The organism is Telluria sp. RB2R28 (genome assembly GCF_059685835.1).
The window spans coordinates 944623-960384 of record NZ_JCASIK010000001.1; the positions used below are offsets into that span (position 1 = coordinate 944623).

Annotated in this window: 13 protein-coding genes; 10 read left to right on the forward strand and 3 right to left on the reverse strand. The window is 63.2% G+C overall.

Translation table 11 applies throughout. The features are described 5' to 3' along the window. Nucleotides 1-54 precede the first annotated feature (54 nt). The 5 genes from AC56LV_RS04255 (at nucleotide 55) to AC56LV_RS04275 (ending at nucleotide 4815) form a co-directional block, all read left to right on the forward strand. Nucleotides 55-597 (forward strand): Spy/CpxP family protein refolding chaperone, encoded by a 543-nt coding sequence (locus AC56LV_RS04255; RefSeq protein WP_499556185.1) that lies wholly within the window; start codon nucleotides 55-57, stop codon nucleotides 595-597. Further along, entirely contained in the window at nucleotides 594-1505 is a 912-nt protein-coding gene (locus AC56LV_RS04260; protein WP_499556186.1) for a dioxygenase family protein, read from the forward strand. Before AC56LV_RS04255 ends, AC56LV_RS04260 begins: the two co-directional genes overlap by 4 nt. 87 nt (nucleotides 1506-1592) lie before the next feature. After that, on the forward strand, nucleotides 1593-2402 hold the full coding sequence (locus tag AC56LV_RS04265; RefSeq protein ID WP_499556187.1) for an alpha/beta fold hydrolase: 810 nt from the start codon (nucleotides 1593-1595) through the stop codon (nucleotides 2400-2402). Nucleotides 2403-2484: 82 nt separating this feature from the next. Beyond that, entirely contained in the window at nucleotides 2485-3051 is a 567-nt protein-coding gene (gene dcd, locus AC56LV_RS04270; protein ID WP_499556188.1) for a dCTP deaminase, read from the forward strand. Between the two features lie 255 nt (nucleotides 3052-3306). Continuing rightward, entirely contained in the window at nucleotides 3307-4815 is a 1509-nt protein-coding gene (locus AC56LV_RS04275; RefSeq protein WP_499556189.1) for an alpha/beta hydrolase, read from the forward strand. 81 nt (nucleotides 4816-4896) lie between these two features. Here AC56LV_RS04275 and AC56LV_RS04280 read toward each other — a convergent pair whose 3' ends face one another. From AC56LV_RS04280 to AC56LV_RS04290, 3 genes are all read right to left on the reverse strand, one after another. Further along, nucleotides 4897-7155, reverse strand: coding sequence for an Orn/Lys/Arg family decarboxylase (locus tag AC56LV_RS04280; protein ID WP_499556190.1), 2259 nt, complete (start codon nucleotides 7153-7155; stop codon nucleotides 4897-4899). Nucleotides 7156-7359: 204 nt separating this feature from the next. After that, the gene (locus AC56LV_RS04285; protein ID WP_499556191.1) at nucleotides 7360-7995 is read right to left on the reverse strand and encodes a DUF4337 domain-containing protein; all 636 of its coding nucleotides are present in this window, start codon (nucleotides 7993-7995) and stop codon (nucleotides 7360-7362) included. Continuing rightward, nucleotides 7992-8507, reverse strand: coding sequence for a dihydrofolate reductase (locus tag AC56LV_RS04290; RefSeq protein ID WP_499556192.1), 516 nt, complete (start codon nucleotides 8505-8507; stop codon nucleotides 7992-7994). Before AC56LV_RS04290 ends, AC56LV_RS04285 begins: the two co-directional genes overlap by 4 nt. A 765-nt stretch (nucleotides 8508-9272) precedes the next feature. Here AC56LV_RS04290 and AC56LV_RS04295 point away from each other — a divergent pair. The 5 genes from AC56LV_RS04295 to epsG all read left to right on the forward strand — a co-directional run bounded on the left by AC56LV_RS04295 (nucleotide 9273) and on the right by epsG (nucleotide 15649). Then, entirely contained in the window at nucleotides 9273-10778 is a 1506-nt protein-coding gene (locus AC56LV_RS04295) for an undecaprenyl-phosphate glucose phosphotransferase (protein WP_499556193.1), read from the forward strand. Between the two features lie 89 nt (nucleotides 10779-10867). Then, nucleotides 10868-12298, forward strand: a complete 1431-nt coding sequence (gene epsL / locus AC56LV_RS04300; protein WP_499556194.1) for an XrtB/PEP-CTERM-associated polysaccharide biosynthesis outer membrane protein EpsL — start codon at nucleotides 10868-10870, stop codon at nucleotides 12296-12298. Between the two features lie 123 nt (nucleotides 12299-12421). Then, nucleotides 12422-13210, forward strand: a complete 789-nt coding sequence (epsE, locus tag AC56LV_RS04305) for a polysaccharide export protein EpsE (protein WP_499556195.1) — start codon at nucleotides 12422-12424, stop codon at nucleotides 13208-13210. 70 nt (nucleotides 13211-13280) lie between these two features. Then, nucleotides 13281-14705 carry a chain length determinant protein EpsF gene (gene epsF, locus AC56LV_RS04310; RefSeq protein WP_499556196.1) on the forward strand — a complete coding sequence of 475 codons (1425 nt, stop codon included), beginning with the start codon at nucleotides 13281-13283 and terminating at the stop codon, nucleotides 14703-14705. 38 nt (nucleotides 14706-14743) lie between these two features. Continuing rightward, nucleotides 14744-15649: a chain length determinant protein tyrosine kinase EpsG gene (epsG, locus tag AC56LV_RS04315; RefSeq protein ID WP_499556197.1), complete on the forward strand. Its 906-nt coding sequence runs from the start codon at nucleotides 14744-14746 to the stop codon at nucleotides 15647-15649. Nucleotides 15650-15762: the final 113 nt, after the last annotated feature.

Sequence of the window (15762 nt, forward strand, 5' to 3'; positions counted from 1 at the left end):
GCTTTACACGCCGCCGCCACACAATGGCCGCTTCCACAACACGAGAGGTCCACGATGACACGGCCAGCTTCCCCGCTCCCCACACTTTCCGGATTGCGCGCCGCAACGGCGTTCTCCGTCTGCCTGCTGGCCACGCCCGCCGTCCTGGCCCAGCCAATGCCGCCACCGGACGGTCCTGGGCACGACGGCCCGCCGTTCGGTCAACTGCACGAGCGCGACGGCGAAGCCGGTCTGTTCGGCACGCCGCCATTCCTGCGCGGCCTGAACCTGAGCGATGCGCAGAACGAGCGCGTCTTCACGATCCTGCACGGCCAGGCGCCCCGGCGGCGCGCGCTGGATCTTGCCGGGCGCAAGGCCGACGCGGCGCTGCGCTCGGTGGCAGGTGCACCGGGGTTCGACGGGGCCGCAGCATCCGCCGCCGCGCAGGCGCTGGGCCAGGCGATCGCCGACCAGGAGCTGCTGCGACTGCAGACACGCGCCATGCTCAAGGCAGTGCTCACGCCACAACAGCGTGCGCAGCTCGACGCGCCGCGTGGCAGGGGCCGCAAGGCTGATCGTGAACGACACAATACCCATGAGGGAGACAGCAGAAAATGAACGCAGCACGCCATCATCAAGACAGCGAGCAGCACGCCGACCACGACGCTGATCATCACCAGAGCCTGGGCGCCGACCTTGCCCGTATGCTGACCCGGGCCGCTACCCGGCGCCAGTCGTTGCGCTGGCTGTTTGCCGGCGCGGGCAGTGCGGTCTTGCCGCTGGCCGGTTGCGGCGGCAGCAGCAGCGCCGACGATGGTTTTGGCCTGTCCAGCTCCACCACCACGACCGGCGCCGCCAGCACCGGCAGCGGCCGCGCGGTCTGCTCGGTGATTCCCGAAGAAACGGGAGGCCCCTACCCGGGCGATGGCACCAACGGCAATGCCAATGGCGTGGCCAATGCGCTGGTCTTGTCCGGCATCGTGCGCAGCGATATCCGGTCCAGCGTCGCCGGCGCCAGCGGCGTGGCGGCCGGTGTGCCGCTGACGATCCGTTTGAAGATCGAGAACGTGGCGCAGGGCTGCGCGGCCGCCGCCGGCGCCACGGTCTACCTGTGGCACTGTACGCGCGAAGGCGGCTATTCGATGTACAGCAGCGGCATCGTGGGCGAGAACTATCTGCGCGGCGTGCAGGAAGCCGACAGCGACGGCTACGTCACGTTCACCACCATCTTCCCGGGCTGCTATGACGGTCGCATGCCGCACGTGCATTTCGAGGTCTATCCGTCGCTGGCCAAGGCGACCAGCGCCGCGAACCGCGTCAAGACATCGCAGTTCACGTTCCCGCTAGTGATTGCCAACGAGGCCTACGCCAGCAGCGGCTATGCGAGCAGCATCGGCAATCTGGCGCGGATGAGCTTTGCGCTTGATAACGTGTTCAGCGACGGGACGGCGCTGCAGATGGCGAGCGTCACGGGCACGGCCAGCCAGGGCTACAGCGCCACGCTGACAGTCGGCGTAAATTGGTGAATACGCTCTAAACGCGCCCCGAAGATCGGCGCCGGGGCAGGAGACGCCATTACAATGGGCCGCACAATTTGACCACCATCGCTGACCATGCCCAAACCGCTGCTGCACTTCGCCCACGGGAACAGCTACCCGGCTGGCACCTACAATCGCCTGCTGGCGCAGCTCGCCGAACACTACGACGTGCGTACGCTGGACATGCACGGCCACGATCCGCGCTATCCGGTGGGCGATGGCTGGAACACGCTGACCGACGAGCTGATCGCGCACCTCGAGGGCTATGGCCAGCCGGCGATCCTCGTGGGCCACTCGCTGGGCGGCGCGCTGTCGACGATGGCGGCGCGGCGCCGGCCGGACCTGGTGCGCTGCGTCGTGATGCTCGATTCCCCCGTGGTGGCCGGGTGGCGCGCGCTGGTCTGGCGCCTGGCCAAGCTGGCAGGGTGGGGCGCACGGCTGTCCCCGGCGCGCTTTTCGTACAAGCGGCGCGAGCACTGGCCGGACCGCGACGCCGCGTACCGCCACTTCCACGCCAAGTCGATGTTCCAGGCCTGGGCGCCGGGCGCGCTTGACGACTACATGGAGCACGGCCTGGCGCCGCATCCCGACGGCGTCACGCTGCGCTTCCGGCGTGACGTCGAATCCGCCATTTACCAGACGCTGCCGCACCACATGGGAGGCGTGATCCGCGCGCCGTTCCCGGTGCCCGTTGGCTTCATCGCCGGCACCGAGTCGGAAGAGATGCGGCAGGCAGGGCTCGCGTTCACGCGCAAGCTGGTGGGCGAGCATCTGGCGATGATCGAAGGCGGCCATCTGTATCCGCTCGAAAAGCCGGCCGAGACGGCGCGGCTGGTCCACGCGATGATCAAGCGTTTGCTGGACGGCGCCGAGGCGGGCGGGTAGCAAATCAATCATTGTCAAAGCCTCACGGCCAGCGCCTTTTCGCGTAAAATCGCGTGATTTTCTCCCTGCTGGAAACCCACAAATGACTATCAAGAGCGACAACTGGATCCGCCGCATGGCGCACAGCACTGGCATGATCGAACCATTCGAGCCGCAGCAGGTGCGCGAGCAGGATGGCCGCCGGATCATCTCGTTCGGCACCTCGTCATACGGCTACGACATCCGCTGCGCCGATGAATTCAAGGTCTTCACCAACATCAACAGCACGATCGTCGACCCGAAGAACTTCGACTCGAACTCGTTCGTCGACATCAAGAGCGACGTCTGCATCATCCCGCCGAACTCGTTCGCGCTGGCGCGCACGATCGAATACTTCCGCATCCCGCGCAATGTGCTGACGATCTGCCTGGGCAAATCGACCTATGCGCGCTGCGGCATCATCGTCAATGTCACCCCGTTCGAACCGGAATGGGAAGGCTACGTGACGCTCGAGTTCTCGAACACGACGCCGCTGCCAGCGAAGATCTACGCCGGCGAAGGCTGCGCGCAGGTGCTGTTCTTCGAAAGCGATGAAGTCTGCGAAACGTCGTACAAGGACCGTGACGGCAAGTACCAGGGCCAGATCGGCGTGACGCTGCCGAAAGCCTGAGCAACTGCACCACCGTTCTGCATTCAGTCGGGGCAATCTGACCGCCGCAGGGCGGCCTGACCTGCCCCGTACACCACGGGCCTGACACCCGGTCAGGCCTGCACCTCCGCTTCCTTACCGCCAAGCCGCATCCTCCATCTGCCTGCAACACCCTGCGCGATCCGGCACGCCTGCGCACACGGTTTCGATCTACAATAAATCACACAGTGATTTTTGGTTTCGCTGTGCAAAACTAAAATCATGGAGACCGTGTTGATGAAAACGCAGCTTGCACCCTGCACGTCCCGCCGCATCGCGGCGCGGGTAGTACCGTCACTCATCGCCGTCCTGGCGCTGTCCGCTTGCGGTGGAGATGACGACGATGTCGGCGCACCGCCGCTGGCGACCACGCCGCCGGTTGCCATCCAGCCCGAACCACTCCGCCCGCAAGACGGGCGCACCTACGCGGTCATCGAAAGCAACCTGCCATTTAATAGCATGGCGAATGCGCCGGAGACCGACCGCTGGTGGGGCGTGCTGAACAAGGCGGGTTACCAGATCGAAGTGCCGAAGAACTGGAACGGCATGCTGGTCATGTATGCCCATGGCTATGGTGGCACGGGCCCGGCGCTGGAAGTGGCGCCGCCAGCGATCCGTCGCCATTTGATCAGCCAGGGCTATGCGTGGGCTGCATCGAGCTACAGCACCAATTACTATGACGTGCGCGCTGGCGTCGAAGACACGAACGCGCTGGCGCTGGCCTTCCGTGACATCGCCGGCAAGAACGGCCGCACGCTGACAGCGCCGAGCAAGACCTACATCATTGGCACCTCGATGGGTGGCCATGTCACGGCGGCTGCTGTGGACGAGGAAAACATCGAGACGGCCATCAACAAGATCCGCTACAACGGTGCGGTGCCGATGTGCGGCGTGCTGGGCGACACGGAACTCTACGATTATTTCGCCGCTTACCAGACTGCCGCCATGGTGGAGGCAGGCATGCCGGCCACGCGCTGGCCGCCGGCCGACTGGGCCACCATCGGCCCGCAGGTGAGGGCGAAGATGTTCTCCAGCTTCCCCGGCGGCAGCACCCCCACCGCGCAGGCAGTGCCGACCGAACAAGGCCTGCGGTTGAAGCAGATCGTTGCCAGCCTCAGCGGCGGCACCCGTCCGCTGTTCGACTATGCCTATGCCAGCGCGTACCAGGCCACGGTCTGGGGCACGTTCGGGCGCGACGGCAAGATGCAGGGCATCCTTCTCGACGATGTTGTGACCACGAGCGACATCTTCTTCCAGCTCGATGCCGACCCGGCCATCAGCGCCGACGAGGTCGCCTACAATGCGAGCATCTTCCGCGTGCCTGCCACACCGGGCGCGAACCGGCTGCGCCGCGACGGCCTGCGCTGGGTGCCGAAGACGAACGCGCGGATCAAGGTCCCGGTGGTGACCATCCACACGCTGGGCGACCTGTACGTGCCGTTCAAGATGGAGCAGATCTACAAGCGCCGCGCCGATGCACTCGGCACGTCGAACCTGCTGGTCCAGCGTGCCATCCGCGGGATCGCCCACTGCGACTTCACGATCGCCGAACAGGCTTCAGCATTCGACGCGATGGTCAAGTGGGAGCAACAGGGTGTCAAACCCGAAGGCGACGATGTGCTGACGCCGTCGATCGTGGCCGATCCGCAGTACGGCTGCAAGTTCACCGACAACACGCCGTCAGTGGACGACAGCCGCGCGTTGCTGGCCACGCGGGCCGCCTTGCCGCAGTGCGCGCCGCGCTGAGCATGCACGCTTGATGCAACAACGCCAGCCGGTTGGCTGGCGTTGTCCTTACTGGCTGGCCTGATGGCGCAGCCTGCGGGATCAGTCGTCCTGCTGCACGCAGTCGACGAAGTAGCCGCGCTTGCCATCGACTTCACGCTTGACCAGGCCGTGCACATCGGTCTCGAAGCCCGGGAAGCGCTCGTTGAAGTCACGTGCAAAGCGCAGGTAATCGACGATCGTGCGGTTGAAGCGCTCGCCCGGGATCAGGAGCGGGATGCCCGGTGGGTAGGGCGTGAGCAGGATCGCGGTGATGCGGCCTTCGAGTTCGTCGATCGCCACGCGCTCGATCTTGCGGTGTGCCATGTGCGCGAATGCGTCCGACGGCTTCATTGCCGGGATCATGTCGGACAGGTACATCTCGGTCGTCAGGCGCGCCACGTCGTGCGACTTGTAGAACGTGTGGATCTCGGTGCACAGGTCGCGCAGGCCGTGCATTTCGTAGCGCGGGTTGGCCGCGGCGAACTGCGGCATCGCACGCCACATCTGCGCATTGCGGTCGTAATCATCCTTGAACTGCTGCAGCGCCGTGACCAGCGTGTTCCAGCGGCCCTTGGTGATCCCGATCGTAAACATGATGAAGAACGAGTACAGCCCGCACTTCTCGATGATGACGCCGTGCTCGGCCAGATACTTGGTGACGATCGAGGCAGGAATGCCAGTCTCGCCGAACTGGCCCGACAGGTTCAGGCCCGGCGTGACGATGGTCGCCTTGATCGGGTCGAGCATATTGAAGCCCGGGGCCAGGTCGCCAAAACCGTGCCACGATTCTTCGGCGCGGATCATCCAGTCGTCCTGCGTGCCGATGCCTTCTTCCGAGAACTTGTCCGGGCCCCAGACCTGGAACCACCAGTCGGTGCCGAAGTCCGCATCGACCTTCTTCATCGCGCGGCGGAAGTCCAGCGCTTCCAGGATCGACTCTTCGACCAGCGCGGTGCCGCCTGGCGCTTCCATCATCGCGGCAGCGACGTCGCACGAGGCGATGATCGAATACTGCGGCGAGGTCGACGTGTGCATCAGGTACGCTTCATTGAACGCATCCTGGTCGAGCTTTACCGACTGCGATTCGCGCACCAGCACTTGCGAGGCCTGCGACAGGCCGGCCAGCAGCTTGTGCGTCGACTGGGTCGAGAAGATCATCGACTCTTTCGCGCGCGGGCGGTTCTGGCCGATCGCGTGCATGTTCTTGTAGAAGTCGTGGAACGTCGCGTGCGGCAGCCACGCTTCGTCGAAGTGCAGCGTGTCGATTTTACCGTCCAGCATTTCGCGCAGCGTCTCGACGTTGTACACCACGCCGTCGTAGGTCGACTGGGTGATCGTCAGGATGCGCGGCTTCTTGTTGACGGCTTCGCGCGCGAACGGATTGGCTTCGATCTTGCGGGCGATCGATTCGGGCGTGAACTCGGACAGCGGGATCGGACCGATGATGCCCAGGTTGTTCCGGGTCGGCATCAGGAACACGGGAATCGCGCCGCACATGATGATCGAGTGCAGGATCGACTTGTGGCAGTTGCGGTCGACGACGACGATGTCGCCCGGCGCGACGGTCGAGTGCCAGACCATCTTGTTCGAGGTCGACGTGCCGTTGGTCACGAAGTAGCAATGGTCGGCGCCATAGATGCGCGCGGCGTTGCGTTCGGATTTTGCGATCGGGCCCGTGTGGTCCAGCAGCTGCCCGAGCTCCTCGACCGCGTTGCAGACGTCGGCGCGCAGCATGTTCTCGCCGAAGAACTGGTGGAACATCTGGCCGATCGGCGACTTCAAAAAGGCGACGCCGCCCGAGTGGCCGGGGCAGTGCCACGAGTACGAACCGTCGTAGGCGTAGTTCACCAGCGCGCGGAAGAATGGCGGCGCCAGGCTGTCCAGATACGCTTTGGCTTCGCGGATGATGTGACGCGCGACGAATTCGGGCGTGTCTTCGAACATGTGGATGAAGCCGTGCAGCTCCTTGAGCACATCGTTCGGGATGTGGCGGCTGGTGCGGGTTTCGCCATAGATGTAGATCGGGATGTCCGCGTTCTTGTGGCGGATTTCCTTGACGAAGGCGCGCAGGCCGACCAGCGCCGAGTCGGTGTCTTCGAGCGAGCCGCTGCCGAATTCCTCGTCATCGATCGACAGCACGAATGCCGATGCGCGCGACTGCTGCTGGGCGAACTGGGACAGGTCGCCATAGCTGGTCACGCCAACGACCTCCATGCCTTCTTGTTCCATCGCCGCCGCGAGGGCGCGAATGCCAAGGCCGGAGGTGTTCTCCGAGCGGAAGTCCTCGTCGATGATGACGATGGGGAAACGAAATTTCATGGACAGCTCCAAAGCGAAGCGCCGTGGGGAGCGGCCGCGCCATCCCGGATCATTCCGAGGTGGAGCAGGGCCGCCGCGCACGGCACCGTAGAAAATGAGTAGCGGATTTTCGCAGAAATTGCGGGCTCCGGTGCAGGTTTTTTTGCCAGCCTGTGTGCCGGCTTGTTTGCTACATTAACCACTCACGCAGTTCGGTGTCGCACCCTAGCTGTCCAGGTGGCGCCCGGCACGCCGGACCCCCTCGGTCAGCAGCGCGGCAGCCAGCGCCGCGCCCAGCGGCACGGGCGACAAGGCCGTCGTCGTGCCTTCCAGAAACGCGAACAGGCCCAGCGTGATGCCGAAGGTGGCAACGGCGCCGGTCAGCGTCAGCAGCCAGGTGCGGCGCGCCAGCAGCGTGACCGCGGCCAGTGAAATCGCGATCTGCTGCGCGACCGACGCCGCTGCCCACTGGCGCTGGCGGTGCAGGGCTTCTTCGGAGCGCCGGTTCCAGTCGCGCGATGAGGCTTCCCAGCGCTCCGCTTCCTTGCGGATGATGTCTTTCTCGACGCGATAGCGCTCCACCTCCTGGGTGTAGCGGCCCGCATCCACGCCGGGCAGTGTGGCGGCCAATTCGGCCAGGTTCTGGCGGCTGGACTTGGCCTGGTAATGGGCCCAGGCGTTGGCCGCGCTGGTCTTTTCCATCGCTGCCGTTGTCTTGAACAGGCTTGCGTCGTTGTGTGACGAGGTGCCGAGGAAGGCAAACAGCGTGCCGATCGTGGCGAGCACGGCGATCAGGACGGCGACGCGGCCTGCAAAGCCGTCGCCGCCGCGCGAGCCAGGAGGCCGGAGCGGCCTGCTCATGGCGCGCCCTTGCCGGCGCTGCGCTGGTAAGTGACGTAGGCGTAGTCGAACCCGGGTTCGTCGTCACGCTGTGGCTGATGGTGCGTGTCGCGCGCGGTTTCGACCCACACAGCAGGGTCGATCCGTGGAAAGAACGTGTCGCAGGTGAAGCGGTGATCGATATGCGTGACGATCATGGCATCGGCCAGATCGATCGCCGCATTGAAGATTTGCGCGCCACCGATGATGCTGGCCGGCGCACCGGCCAGCAGCGCGATGGCCGCGTCCAGCGATGCGGCGCGCTCGGCGCCGTCATGCGACCAGTCGGGGTTACGGGTGATCACGATATTGCGCCGGCCCGGCAACGGGCGGCCGATCGAATCGAAGGTCTTGCGGCCCATGATCACCGGTTTGCCGAGCGTGACGCGCTTGAAGTGCGCCAGGTCGTGGGGCAGGTGCCACGGCATGCGGTTATCGACACCAATGCCATTGTCACGGTCAATGGCAACTACCAGGGTCAGGTGCGCGGTCATGGCAGGGGGCGCGTGACGGTCGCGGCGTTGGGAGCTGGCATCGGAGGGTCCTGTGGAGTCTGGAGGAATCTGGACCTTGCATGATACCAATATTTATACAGTTAATGGACAGCAGGTGCAGCAATCTGCAACGTATATGCTGTACTGACAACAGCTTTTGCGCGCGAGACGAAACAGTAATAAAAAGTAAGCAGTATGTACCGTCCCTATCGGCCGGGTTAATGTCAGCGCCAGGTTGGCAACAGTCGTGGACAGGGCGTCATGCGCGGTCCCCGACCCGAAACCCCGAGTAACAGGCGCGTATCGACCATCTGGAACGGCTGCGCTGATCTATAGCGCATGTCGCCGATGCAAGCTGCTTGCGAAGGGGAAATTTGCATTGCTAGTTGTAATTTATATATTTTGCTGCGACGCGTCAAAACTACTGACTTTCGAGCTTAATTAGCATATAGTCTATTTATGTTATTGATGTGCATCAAATGATGCAAACATAATTTTGCGTTATTCCTTGATGAAGTCGGTTTCATTTTTTCTTTTTGAGTAGTACGCGTTTCGCGGCGCTGCAGTAAACAATTGGATAGGGAAGCAAATCCAGCTTCTGCGGCACGCCTGGGGGGCGGTGTCCGGTAGTCATAGAGCTACCGGCGCCAGGAGGCCATCGCGCCTTTATCGTGGTCGCAAGCGTTCTCGGTGGGTCGCATGAAAGCGTGCTTGCTGGCGGTAGTTGCGCACCTTATTCAATTCATGATGATTGGATCTGTCACGATGAAAAACTTCGACCCTGCCGCCGTTGTCGGCGAACACGATAAACATCGATCGCCCGATGCCACCGGCGACCTTGGTTCACTGCTGAAAAAGGGCAGTGCGCAATCGTCCGCCAGATACTGGCTACCGTTCTTCATCAACCTGCTCAAGATCTCCGATATTGCCGTCCTGCTGCTCGCGGGCTTCGGCGGCTTTTTCGTGCGCTTTGGCCTCGACGCCCGGCTGACGACGGCCGGCCACCTCTTTATCTACCTGAGCACGCTCGTCATCATCGTCTCGCTGCACTGCGCGCAGGCTTATCGCGAGCGTGAGATACTGTCGCTGAACGCCTTGCTGAGCAAACTGGGTCTGGGCTTCTTCGGTGGTCTTTCGCTGATCATGATCGTTGGCTACCTGTCCGGTACCTTGTCGGAGTATTCGCGCGTCTGGGTGGCCACCAGTGCCTGCGCCTGGTTCGTGCTGCTGCTGGCAAACCGTCTCATCCTTACCCGAATGATTTATCGTGCGCGCATGGCAAACATGCTCGACGAGTCGATCATCATCGTCGGCGCCAACGAGCGCGCCGAGCTGATCGTCAATGCGATCAAGCGTAACAGCCACGCGAACATCCGCGTGCTGGGCGTGTTCGACGACCGCGTCGAGCGGGGCATCCCGGAAACACTGCGCCAGCACATGCTGGGTTCGACGTGCACGATGCTCGATTACATCCGCACCAATCCCGTCGACCGTGTCGTGGTAGCGCTACCCTGGCTCGCGACCGAGCGTGTCGAGGCGCTGCTCAAGAAGCTTCGCACCGTGCCCGTCCGGATTGACCTCGTGCCGAACAACGTCGTCTGGCAATTCCCATCCATTAATATGGAGCGCCTTGCGGGCGTGCCGGTCCTGACGATCGCCAACAGCCGCATTGGCGAGCAGATGGGGCGCCTGAAGCGGATCGAAGATCTCGTGATCTCCAGCATCCTGCTTGTCCTGGTCAGCCCGGTGCTGGCGATCATTGCGCTCGCCGTCAAGCTCGATAGTCCTGGCCCGGTGATTTTCAAGCAGCGGCGTCATGGTTTCAACAACCAGGAATTCGAGGTCTGGAAGTTCCGCTCGATGAAGGTGAACGACTGTGCCAGCGGCGAGGTCAAGCAGGCGACGCGCTTTGACAGCCGGGTCACGCGTGTTGGCGGTTTCCTGCGCCGCAGCAGCCTGGACGAGTTGCCGCAGATCTTCAATGTATTGTTCGGCCATATGTCGATCGTCGGTCCGCGGCCCCATGCGATCAAGCACAACCTGGAATTCGGCGCGATTATTTCGGAGTACTACGCCCGTCACAACGTCAAGCCAGGCATCACGGGCTGGGCGCAGGTGAACGGATTCCGCGGCGAGACCGATACGCTGGACAAGATGCAGCGCCGCGTCGAGCACGATCTGCATTACATCGAGCACTGGTCGCTGATGCTGGACATGAAGATTCTTGTCATGACAGCGTTTTCGGTGTGGTTTCACAAGACAGCATATTGACACCCGGGCAGTGCGCTGCCTGGCCGTTGCAGGACACGCCGTTTCAGGCACGCGTATCGAACGCGTGTTCATGATGTCATGTAGTAGAATTGCAACTTATCCTGATTAAAAAACATGTTTGCCCGCTAGGTTCATGCTGTCTTTGTTGCGCTGATAAAAAGGTGTATGGCGTGCATGTGTTGCAAGCAAGCGGGAAGAAGCGTGAAAAAATATTATTTGGGATGGGATTCTTCTTGTATTTACTGCGAACCTGCGAACGTCATGTTGGCTCCAGTGCTGCGCGGTCGGCAGGCCGGCTGCCAGCCAGTCGTCTATGCCTGAAGCTGACTGCGGCAGCATGTGTGGTGCTGGCCGGTTCCCTGTCCGGCACACCCGCGCTGGCCGGCACGCTGCAGCCGTTTGTCAGTGCCGGTGTCGAGCATGACGACAATCTGTTTCGTGCATCAAGCGACGAGGCAACCCGTTCGGCAGCACGTGGCGATACCTACCGCAGTGCCGGTGGCGGTGCGCGCTTTGAACGACCAGTCAGTCGTCAGATCATTACCGCGTTTGCCGACTTTTCGTCGGTGAAATTTGACCGCAACAGCCAGCTGGACTATCTCCGCAAGGACCTCCGCGGTGACTGGCACTGGTTTGTCGCGTCGCGTTTCGACGGGCATATCGGCGGCTACTACCGCCAGGAGCTCGCCTCATTCGCCGACTTCGACGTGGTCCAGCGCAATCTGCGGGTGAGCAAGAAGCGCTACGCGGATGGCCGGTGGCGGTTCCATCCAAGCTGGCAATTGCGCGGCGAGGTGTCGAAAGAAGAATACGCCTACGAACTGGCGTCGCAGCGTGCCAGCGATCGCACCGAGGATTCCTGGGTTGCGGGCTTCGACTACCTGGCGCGCAGCGGCAGCACCGCCGGTTTCCAGCTGCGCCGGCTGGAAGGCAAATACCCGAACTGGCTCACGGTCGGCAACACGGGCACCGTGCTCAACGGCTATGACCAGGACGAAGCGAAACTCAATGTTTTATGGCTGGCAACGGGGAGCACGCAAGTGCTGTTTCTTGGCGGCTGGGTGCAGCGCAAGCAGATGGGCCAGTCAACGCGCGACGACAGCGGCACTAATGCACGGCTGATCGTCAACTACACGCCGGCAGGGAAGGTGAAGTTCACCGGCCAGGCCTGGCGCGAATTTGCCGCCATCGACGGCGCGCTGATCGGCAGTGCATTGGCCAATGGCGCCAGCGCACAGATGACCTGGGACGTCTCGGCGAAAATCCAGGCCGAGGTGGATGTGCGGCACGAAGAGCGTGAATTCAAGCCGTTCGGCGGGGCAGCCGAGCCAGTTGCCGCTGCCGATCTGGCCAGCGATAGCCGCGATACGCGGTCGGTGGGACTCGTGTACAAGCCGCTGCGCAATATCACCATCAAGGCGCGGGCATTTCAGGAGCAGCGCTCGGGAAGCCTCGCCGCAGGAACGAATAGCTACAAGGCAAATGGCGGATCCATCAACGCCACATTGCAATTTAACTGACTGATGGCGAAGAACTGGCAACGAACTGGCGAAGAACGGGCTGTATCGACGTTCAGCGATCGCCGGCACCAACGAACGACCTGATGTGCACTATTGACACTTTGTGAATGGAATGAACTTAACATGAAACAAATCTTGCTTGGTATCTTCGCCGTCTTGCTGGCATGGAGCATGGGGAGTGCGCACGCCGAAGAGCTGGTGCTCGGCGGTGGAGACGTCGTCAAGATCTCCGTGTTCGGCAACCCCGATCTGGCCGTGGAAACGCGCGTCAGCGAATCAGGCTTCATCACCATGCCGCTGGTCGGGCAGGTCGCCGTTGCCGGCCTGTCGAGCGCTGCGGCAGAAGCGAAGATTGCCAGCATGCTCGAGCGCGGCAATTTCGTGAAAAAGCCGCAGGTGAACCTGTTGATCACGGCGCTGACGAGCCAGCAGGTGTCGGTGCTCGGCCAGGTCAAGAAGGCAGGGCGCTACGCGATCGACGGTCGCCGCAGTGTGCTGGACATGCTGGCGCTGGCCGGCGGCATCGACACCAACGGCGGCGACATCGTCACGATCGTGCGTACCCGTAACGGCAAGGTCATGAAGGATGCGCTGGATACGGCCGAGCTGATGCGCACCGCTGACATGGCGGGCAACTTCGATCTGCAGGGTGGCGACGTCATCTTCGTCGAGCGCGCGCCCCGTTTCTACATCTACGGCGAAGTGCAGCGGCCAGGCATGCTGCGCCTCGAGCGCCAGATGACGGTCCTGCAGGGGCTGTCGGCAGGCGGCGGACTGACTGCGCGCGGTACCGAGCGCGGCCTTCGCGTCAAGCGCCGCGACGCGAGCGGCAAGATGCAGGTCATCAGTGTGAAGGGCGACGATCTGCTCCAGCCCGATGACGTCGTGTACGTCAAGGAAAGCCTGTTCTGACCATGCGCCGTTGCCCTGTCCGGAAAGCGCTGCACGTGCGCGCGCCATTGCACCTTATTGAAAGCCAACCATGAACCCAAGCCTGTTGTTACTCGCCCTGCGCGCGCGCTACAAGATCGTGCTGCTCGCGCTCGGCGTGACCGTGCTCGCCGCCGTCATCTTCAGCATGATGCAGCCCAAGAAGTATGAAGCCACCGTGGCGATGGTCGTCAATTACAAGGGCGTCGATCCGGTCACCGGCCTGAGCGCACCCGCGCAGCTGATGCCTGGCTACATTGCGACCCAGGTCGATATCATCAAGAGCAAGAGCGTGGCGCTGAAGGTCGTCGACGATCTGGGGCTGGCCAATGCGCCAGACGCGCAGACGCGCTTCCAGAATGCCACCGGCGGCAATGGCGGCACGCTGCGCGAGTGGCTGGCCGATTCGCTGCGCGGCAATGTGGACGTGGTGCCGGCACGCGAAAGCAGCGTGCTGACGATTAACTTCCGTGGCACCGACCCGCAGTTCGTGTCGAAGGCGGCCAATGCGTTCGCCAATGCCTATCTGGACGTCAGTGTCCAGCTCAAGACCGACCCGGTGCAGCGCGCCAGCAGCTATATCACGGACCAGATCAAGACCCTGCGCAACCGCTACGAGCTGGCGCAATCGCGCCTGTCGAAGTACCAGAAGGACAACAACATCTACAGCGCGGACAACCGCCTGGATGTCGAGACCGCACGCCTGAACGAGTTGTCGAGCCAGCTGGTGGTCGTGCAAAGCCAGAGCATGGACGCTGCCTCGCGCCGCAGCCAGGCCCAGGGCAACTCCAGCAGCTCGCCCGACGTGATGAACAACCCGGTGGTGCAGACCCTGCAAACGAGCCTGTCGCTGGCTGAAGCCAAGTTCGCCGACATCTCGCAGCGCCTGGCGTCCAACCACCCGCAGTACAAGGCGGCCGCGTCCGAAGTGGCCAAGCTGCGCTCGAACCTGGAACAGCAGAAGCGCAATTCGTCCAGCAGCGTGGTGGCCTCGGCCGACATCAGCGAGCGCCGCGAAGGCGAACTGCGCGCGGCCCTGGCAGCGCAAAAGGACCGCGTGCAATCCCTGAACGGTGCCCGTGACGAATTCAACCTGCTGACCAACGAAGCGGAAAACGCCCGCCGCGCCTATGAATCGGCCAGCCAGCGCCTGAACACGATCAGCCTGGAAGGCGAGTCCAAGCAGGCCGACATCGCGGTGCTGAGCGCTGCCACGCCACCCCTGCAGCCATCCGGTCCGCGCGTCTCGCTCAATATCGTGCTGGCAATCATTGCCGGGACGATCCTGGGTCTGGGCGCTGTGCTGGTGCTTGAATTGCTGGACCAGCGGATCCGTTCGGCTTCGCATCTGGTCGACGCGTTCGGCCTGCCGATGCTGGGCGTGATCCAGCAACCGCGCGTGTCCTCCAAGGGCAAGAAGCCGTTTTCGAAGCCGCCTGGCGCCAAGGGCACGGGCAACATGACGCTGCCAACGTAATGGCGCATCAGCACAATGACCAGCATGGAGCGTCAACGATGAATTCCACTACCCCGGCCGTCGCAGTGACGGGCCATTCCGCACGTGGCGAGCGCGCCGCCAGCCACCAGTCGCACGATTCGATTGGCGCCATCCTGATCCGCAACGGGCGGCTGTCGGTGGCCGACGCCGACAAGGTGATGCGTGCTTCGATCGAACGCAATCTGCGCTTTGGCGACGCCGCTGTCGAAATGGGTCTCTTGACCGTTGCCGACATCGAGCTCGCCTTGTCGCGCCAGTACGATTATCCGTACCTGCTGGCCGGCCAGAGCGCCATCAGCGACGAGGTGGTTGCCGCCTACGAACCGTTCACCGCGCGCGTCGAATCGCTGCGCGCGCTGCGCAACCAGTTGCTGTGGCGCTGGTTCGAAACGGGTGACGAGCGCCGCGCACTGGCGATCACCAGTGCCGAATCGGGCGATGGCCGCAGCTTCCTGGCCGCCAACCTGGCCGTGGTGTTCTCGCAGCAGCACCAGCGCACCCTGCTGATCGATGCCGACCTGCGCGCGCCGCGTCAGCACGCACTGTTCGGGCTGGAAAACCGCGCCGGCCTGTCGGCCGTGCTGGCCGGCCGCAGCGGACACGAGGCGATCCAGCGCGTACCGGCGCTGGTCGACCTGTCGGTGTTGACGGCCGGCGCGCTGCCGCCGAACCCGTCCGAACTGCTGGGTTCACCGGCATTTGGCCGCCTGCTGCGCGAACTGGGCGCCGATTACGACGTGATCCTGATCGACACGCCGGCCGGGGCCGAGTATGCCGATGCCCAGGTGGTCGCCAGCCGCGCCGGCGCCGCCGTGATGGTGGCGCACAAGAACCATAGTCACTACAAGAAGATGCGCGACCTCGTCGATCTGTTGACCGATGCGCGTGTGCATCTGGTGGGAACCGTGCTCAACGAGTACTGACCGATGATGACGATGCCCCGCCTGATGCCCCGCCTGACTACCCGCCGCGTGCGCCCTCGAGTGCCGACGTTGCCCCTGTTGCGCTGCGCCTTCCTGGGCATGGTGCAGGGTTG

Bases quoted from the DNA above. Each gene is read 5' to 3' on its own strand.
- AC56LV_RS04255 (WP_499556185.1), top strand. From the start codon at position 55: ATGACACGGCCAGCTTCCCCGCTCCCCACACTTTCCGGATTGCGCGCC.
- AC56LV_RS04260 (WP_499556186.1), top strand. From the start codon at position 594: ATGAACGCAGCACGCCATCATCAAGACAGCGAGCAGCACGCCGACCAC.
- AC56LV_RS04265 (WP_499556187.1), top strand. From the start codon at position 1,593: ATGCCCAAACCGCTGCTGCACTTCGCCCACGGGAACAGCTACCCGGCT.
- dcd (WP_499556188.1), top strand. From the start codon at position 2,485: ATGACTATCAAGAGCGACAACTGGATCCGCCGCATGGCGCACAGCACT.
- AC56LV_RS04275 (WP_499556189.1), top strand. From the start codon at position 3,307: ATGAAAACGCAGCTTGCACCCTGCACGTCCCGCCGCATCGCGGCGCGG.
- AC56LV_RS04280 (WP_499556190.1), bottom strand. From the start codon at position 7,155: ATGAAATTTCGTTTCCCCATCGTCATCATCGACGAGGACTTCCGCTCG.
- AC56LV_RS04285 (WP_499556191.1), bottom strand. From the start codon at position 7,995: ATGAGCAGGCCGCTCCGGCCTCCTGGCTCGCGCGGCGGCGACGGCTTT.
- AC56LV_RS04290 (WP_499556192.1), bottom strand. From the start codon at position 8,507: ATGACCGCGCACCTGACCCTGGTAGTTGCCATTGACCGTGACAATGGC.
- AC56LV_RS04295 (WP_499556193.1), top strand. From the start codon at position 9,273: ATGAAAAACTTCGACCCTGCCGCCGTTGTCGGCGAACACGATAAACAT.
- epsE (WP_499556195.1), top strand. From the start codon at position 12,422: ATGAAACAAATCTTGCTTGGTATCTTCGCCGTCTTGCTGGCATGGAGC.
- epsF (WP_499556196.1), top strand. From the start codon at position 13,281: ATGAACCCAAGCCTGTTGTTACTCGCCCTGCGCGCGCGCTACAAGATC.
- epsG (WP_499556197.1), top strand. From the start codon at position 14,744: ATGAATTCCACTACCCCGGCCGTCGCAGTGACGGGCCATTCCGCACGT.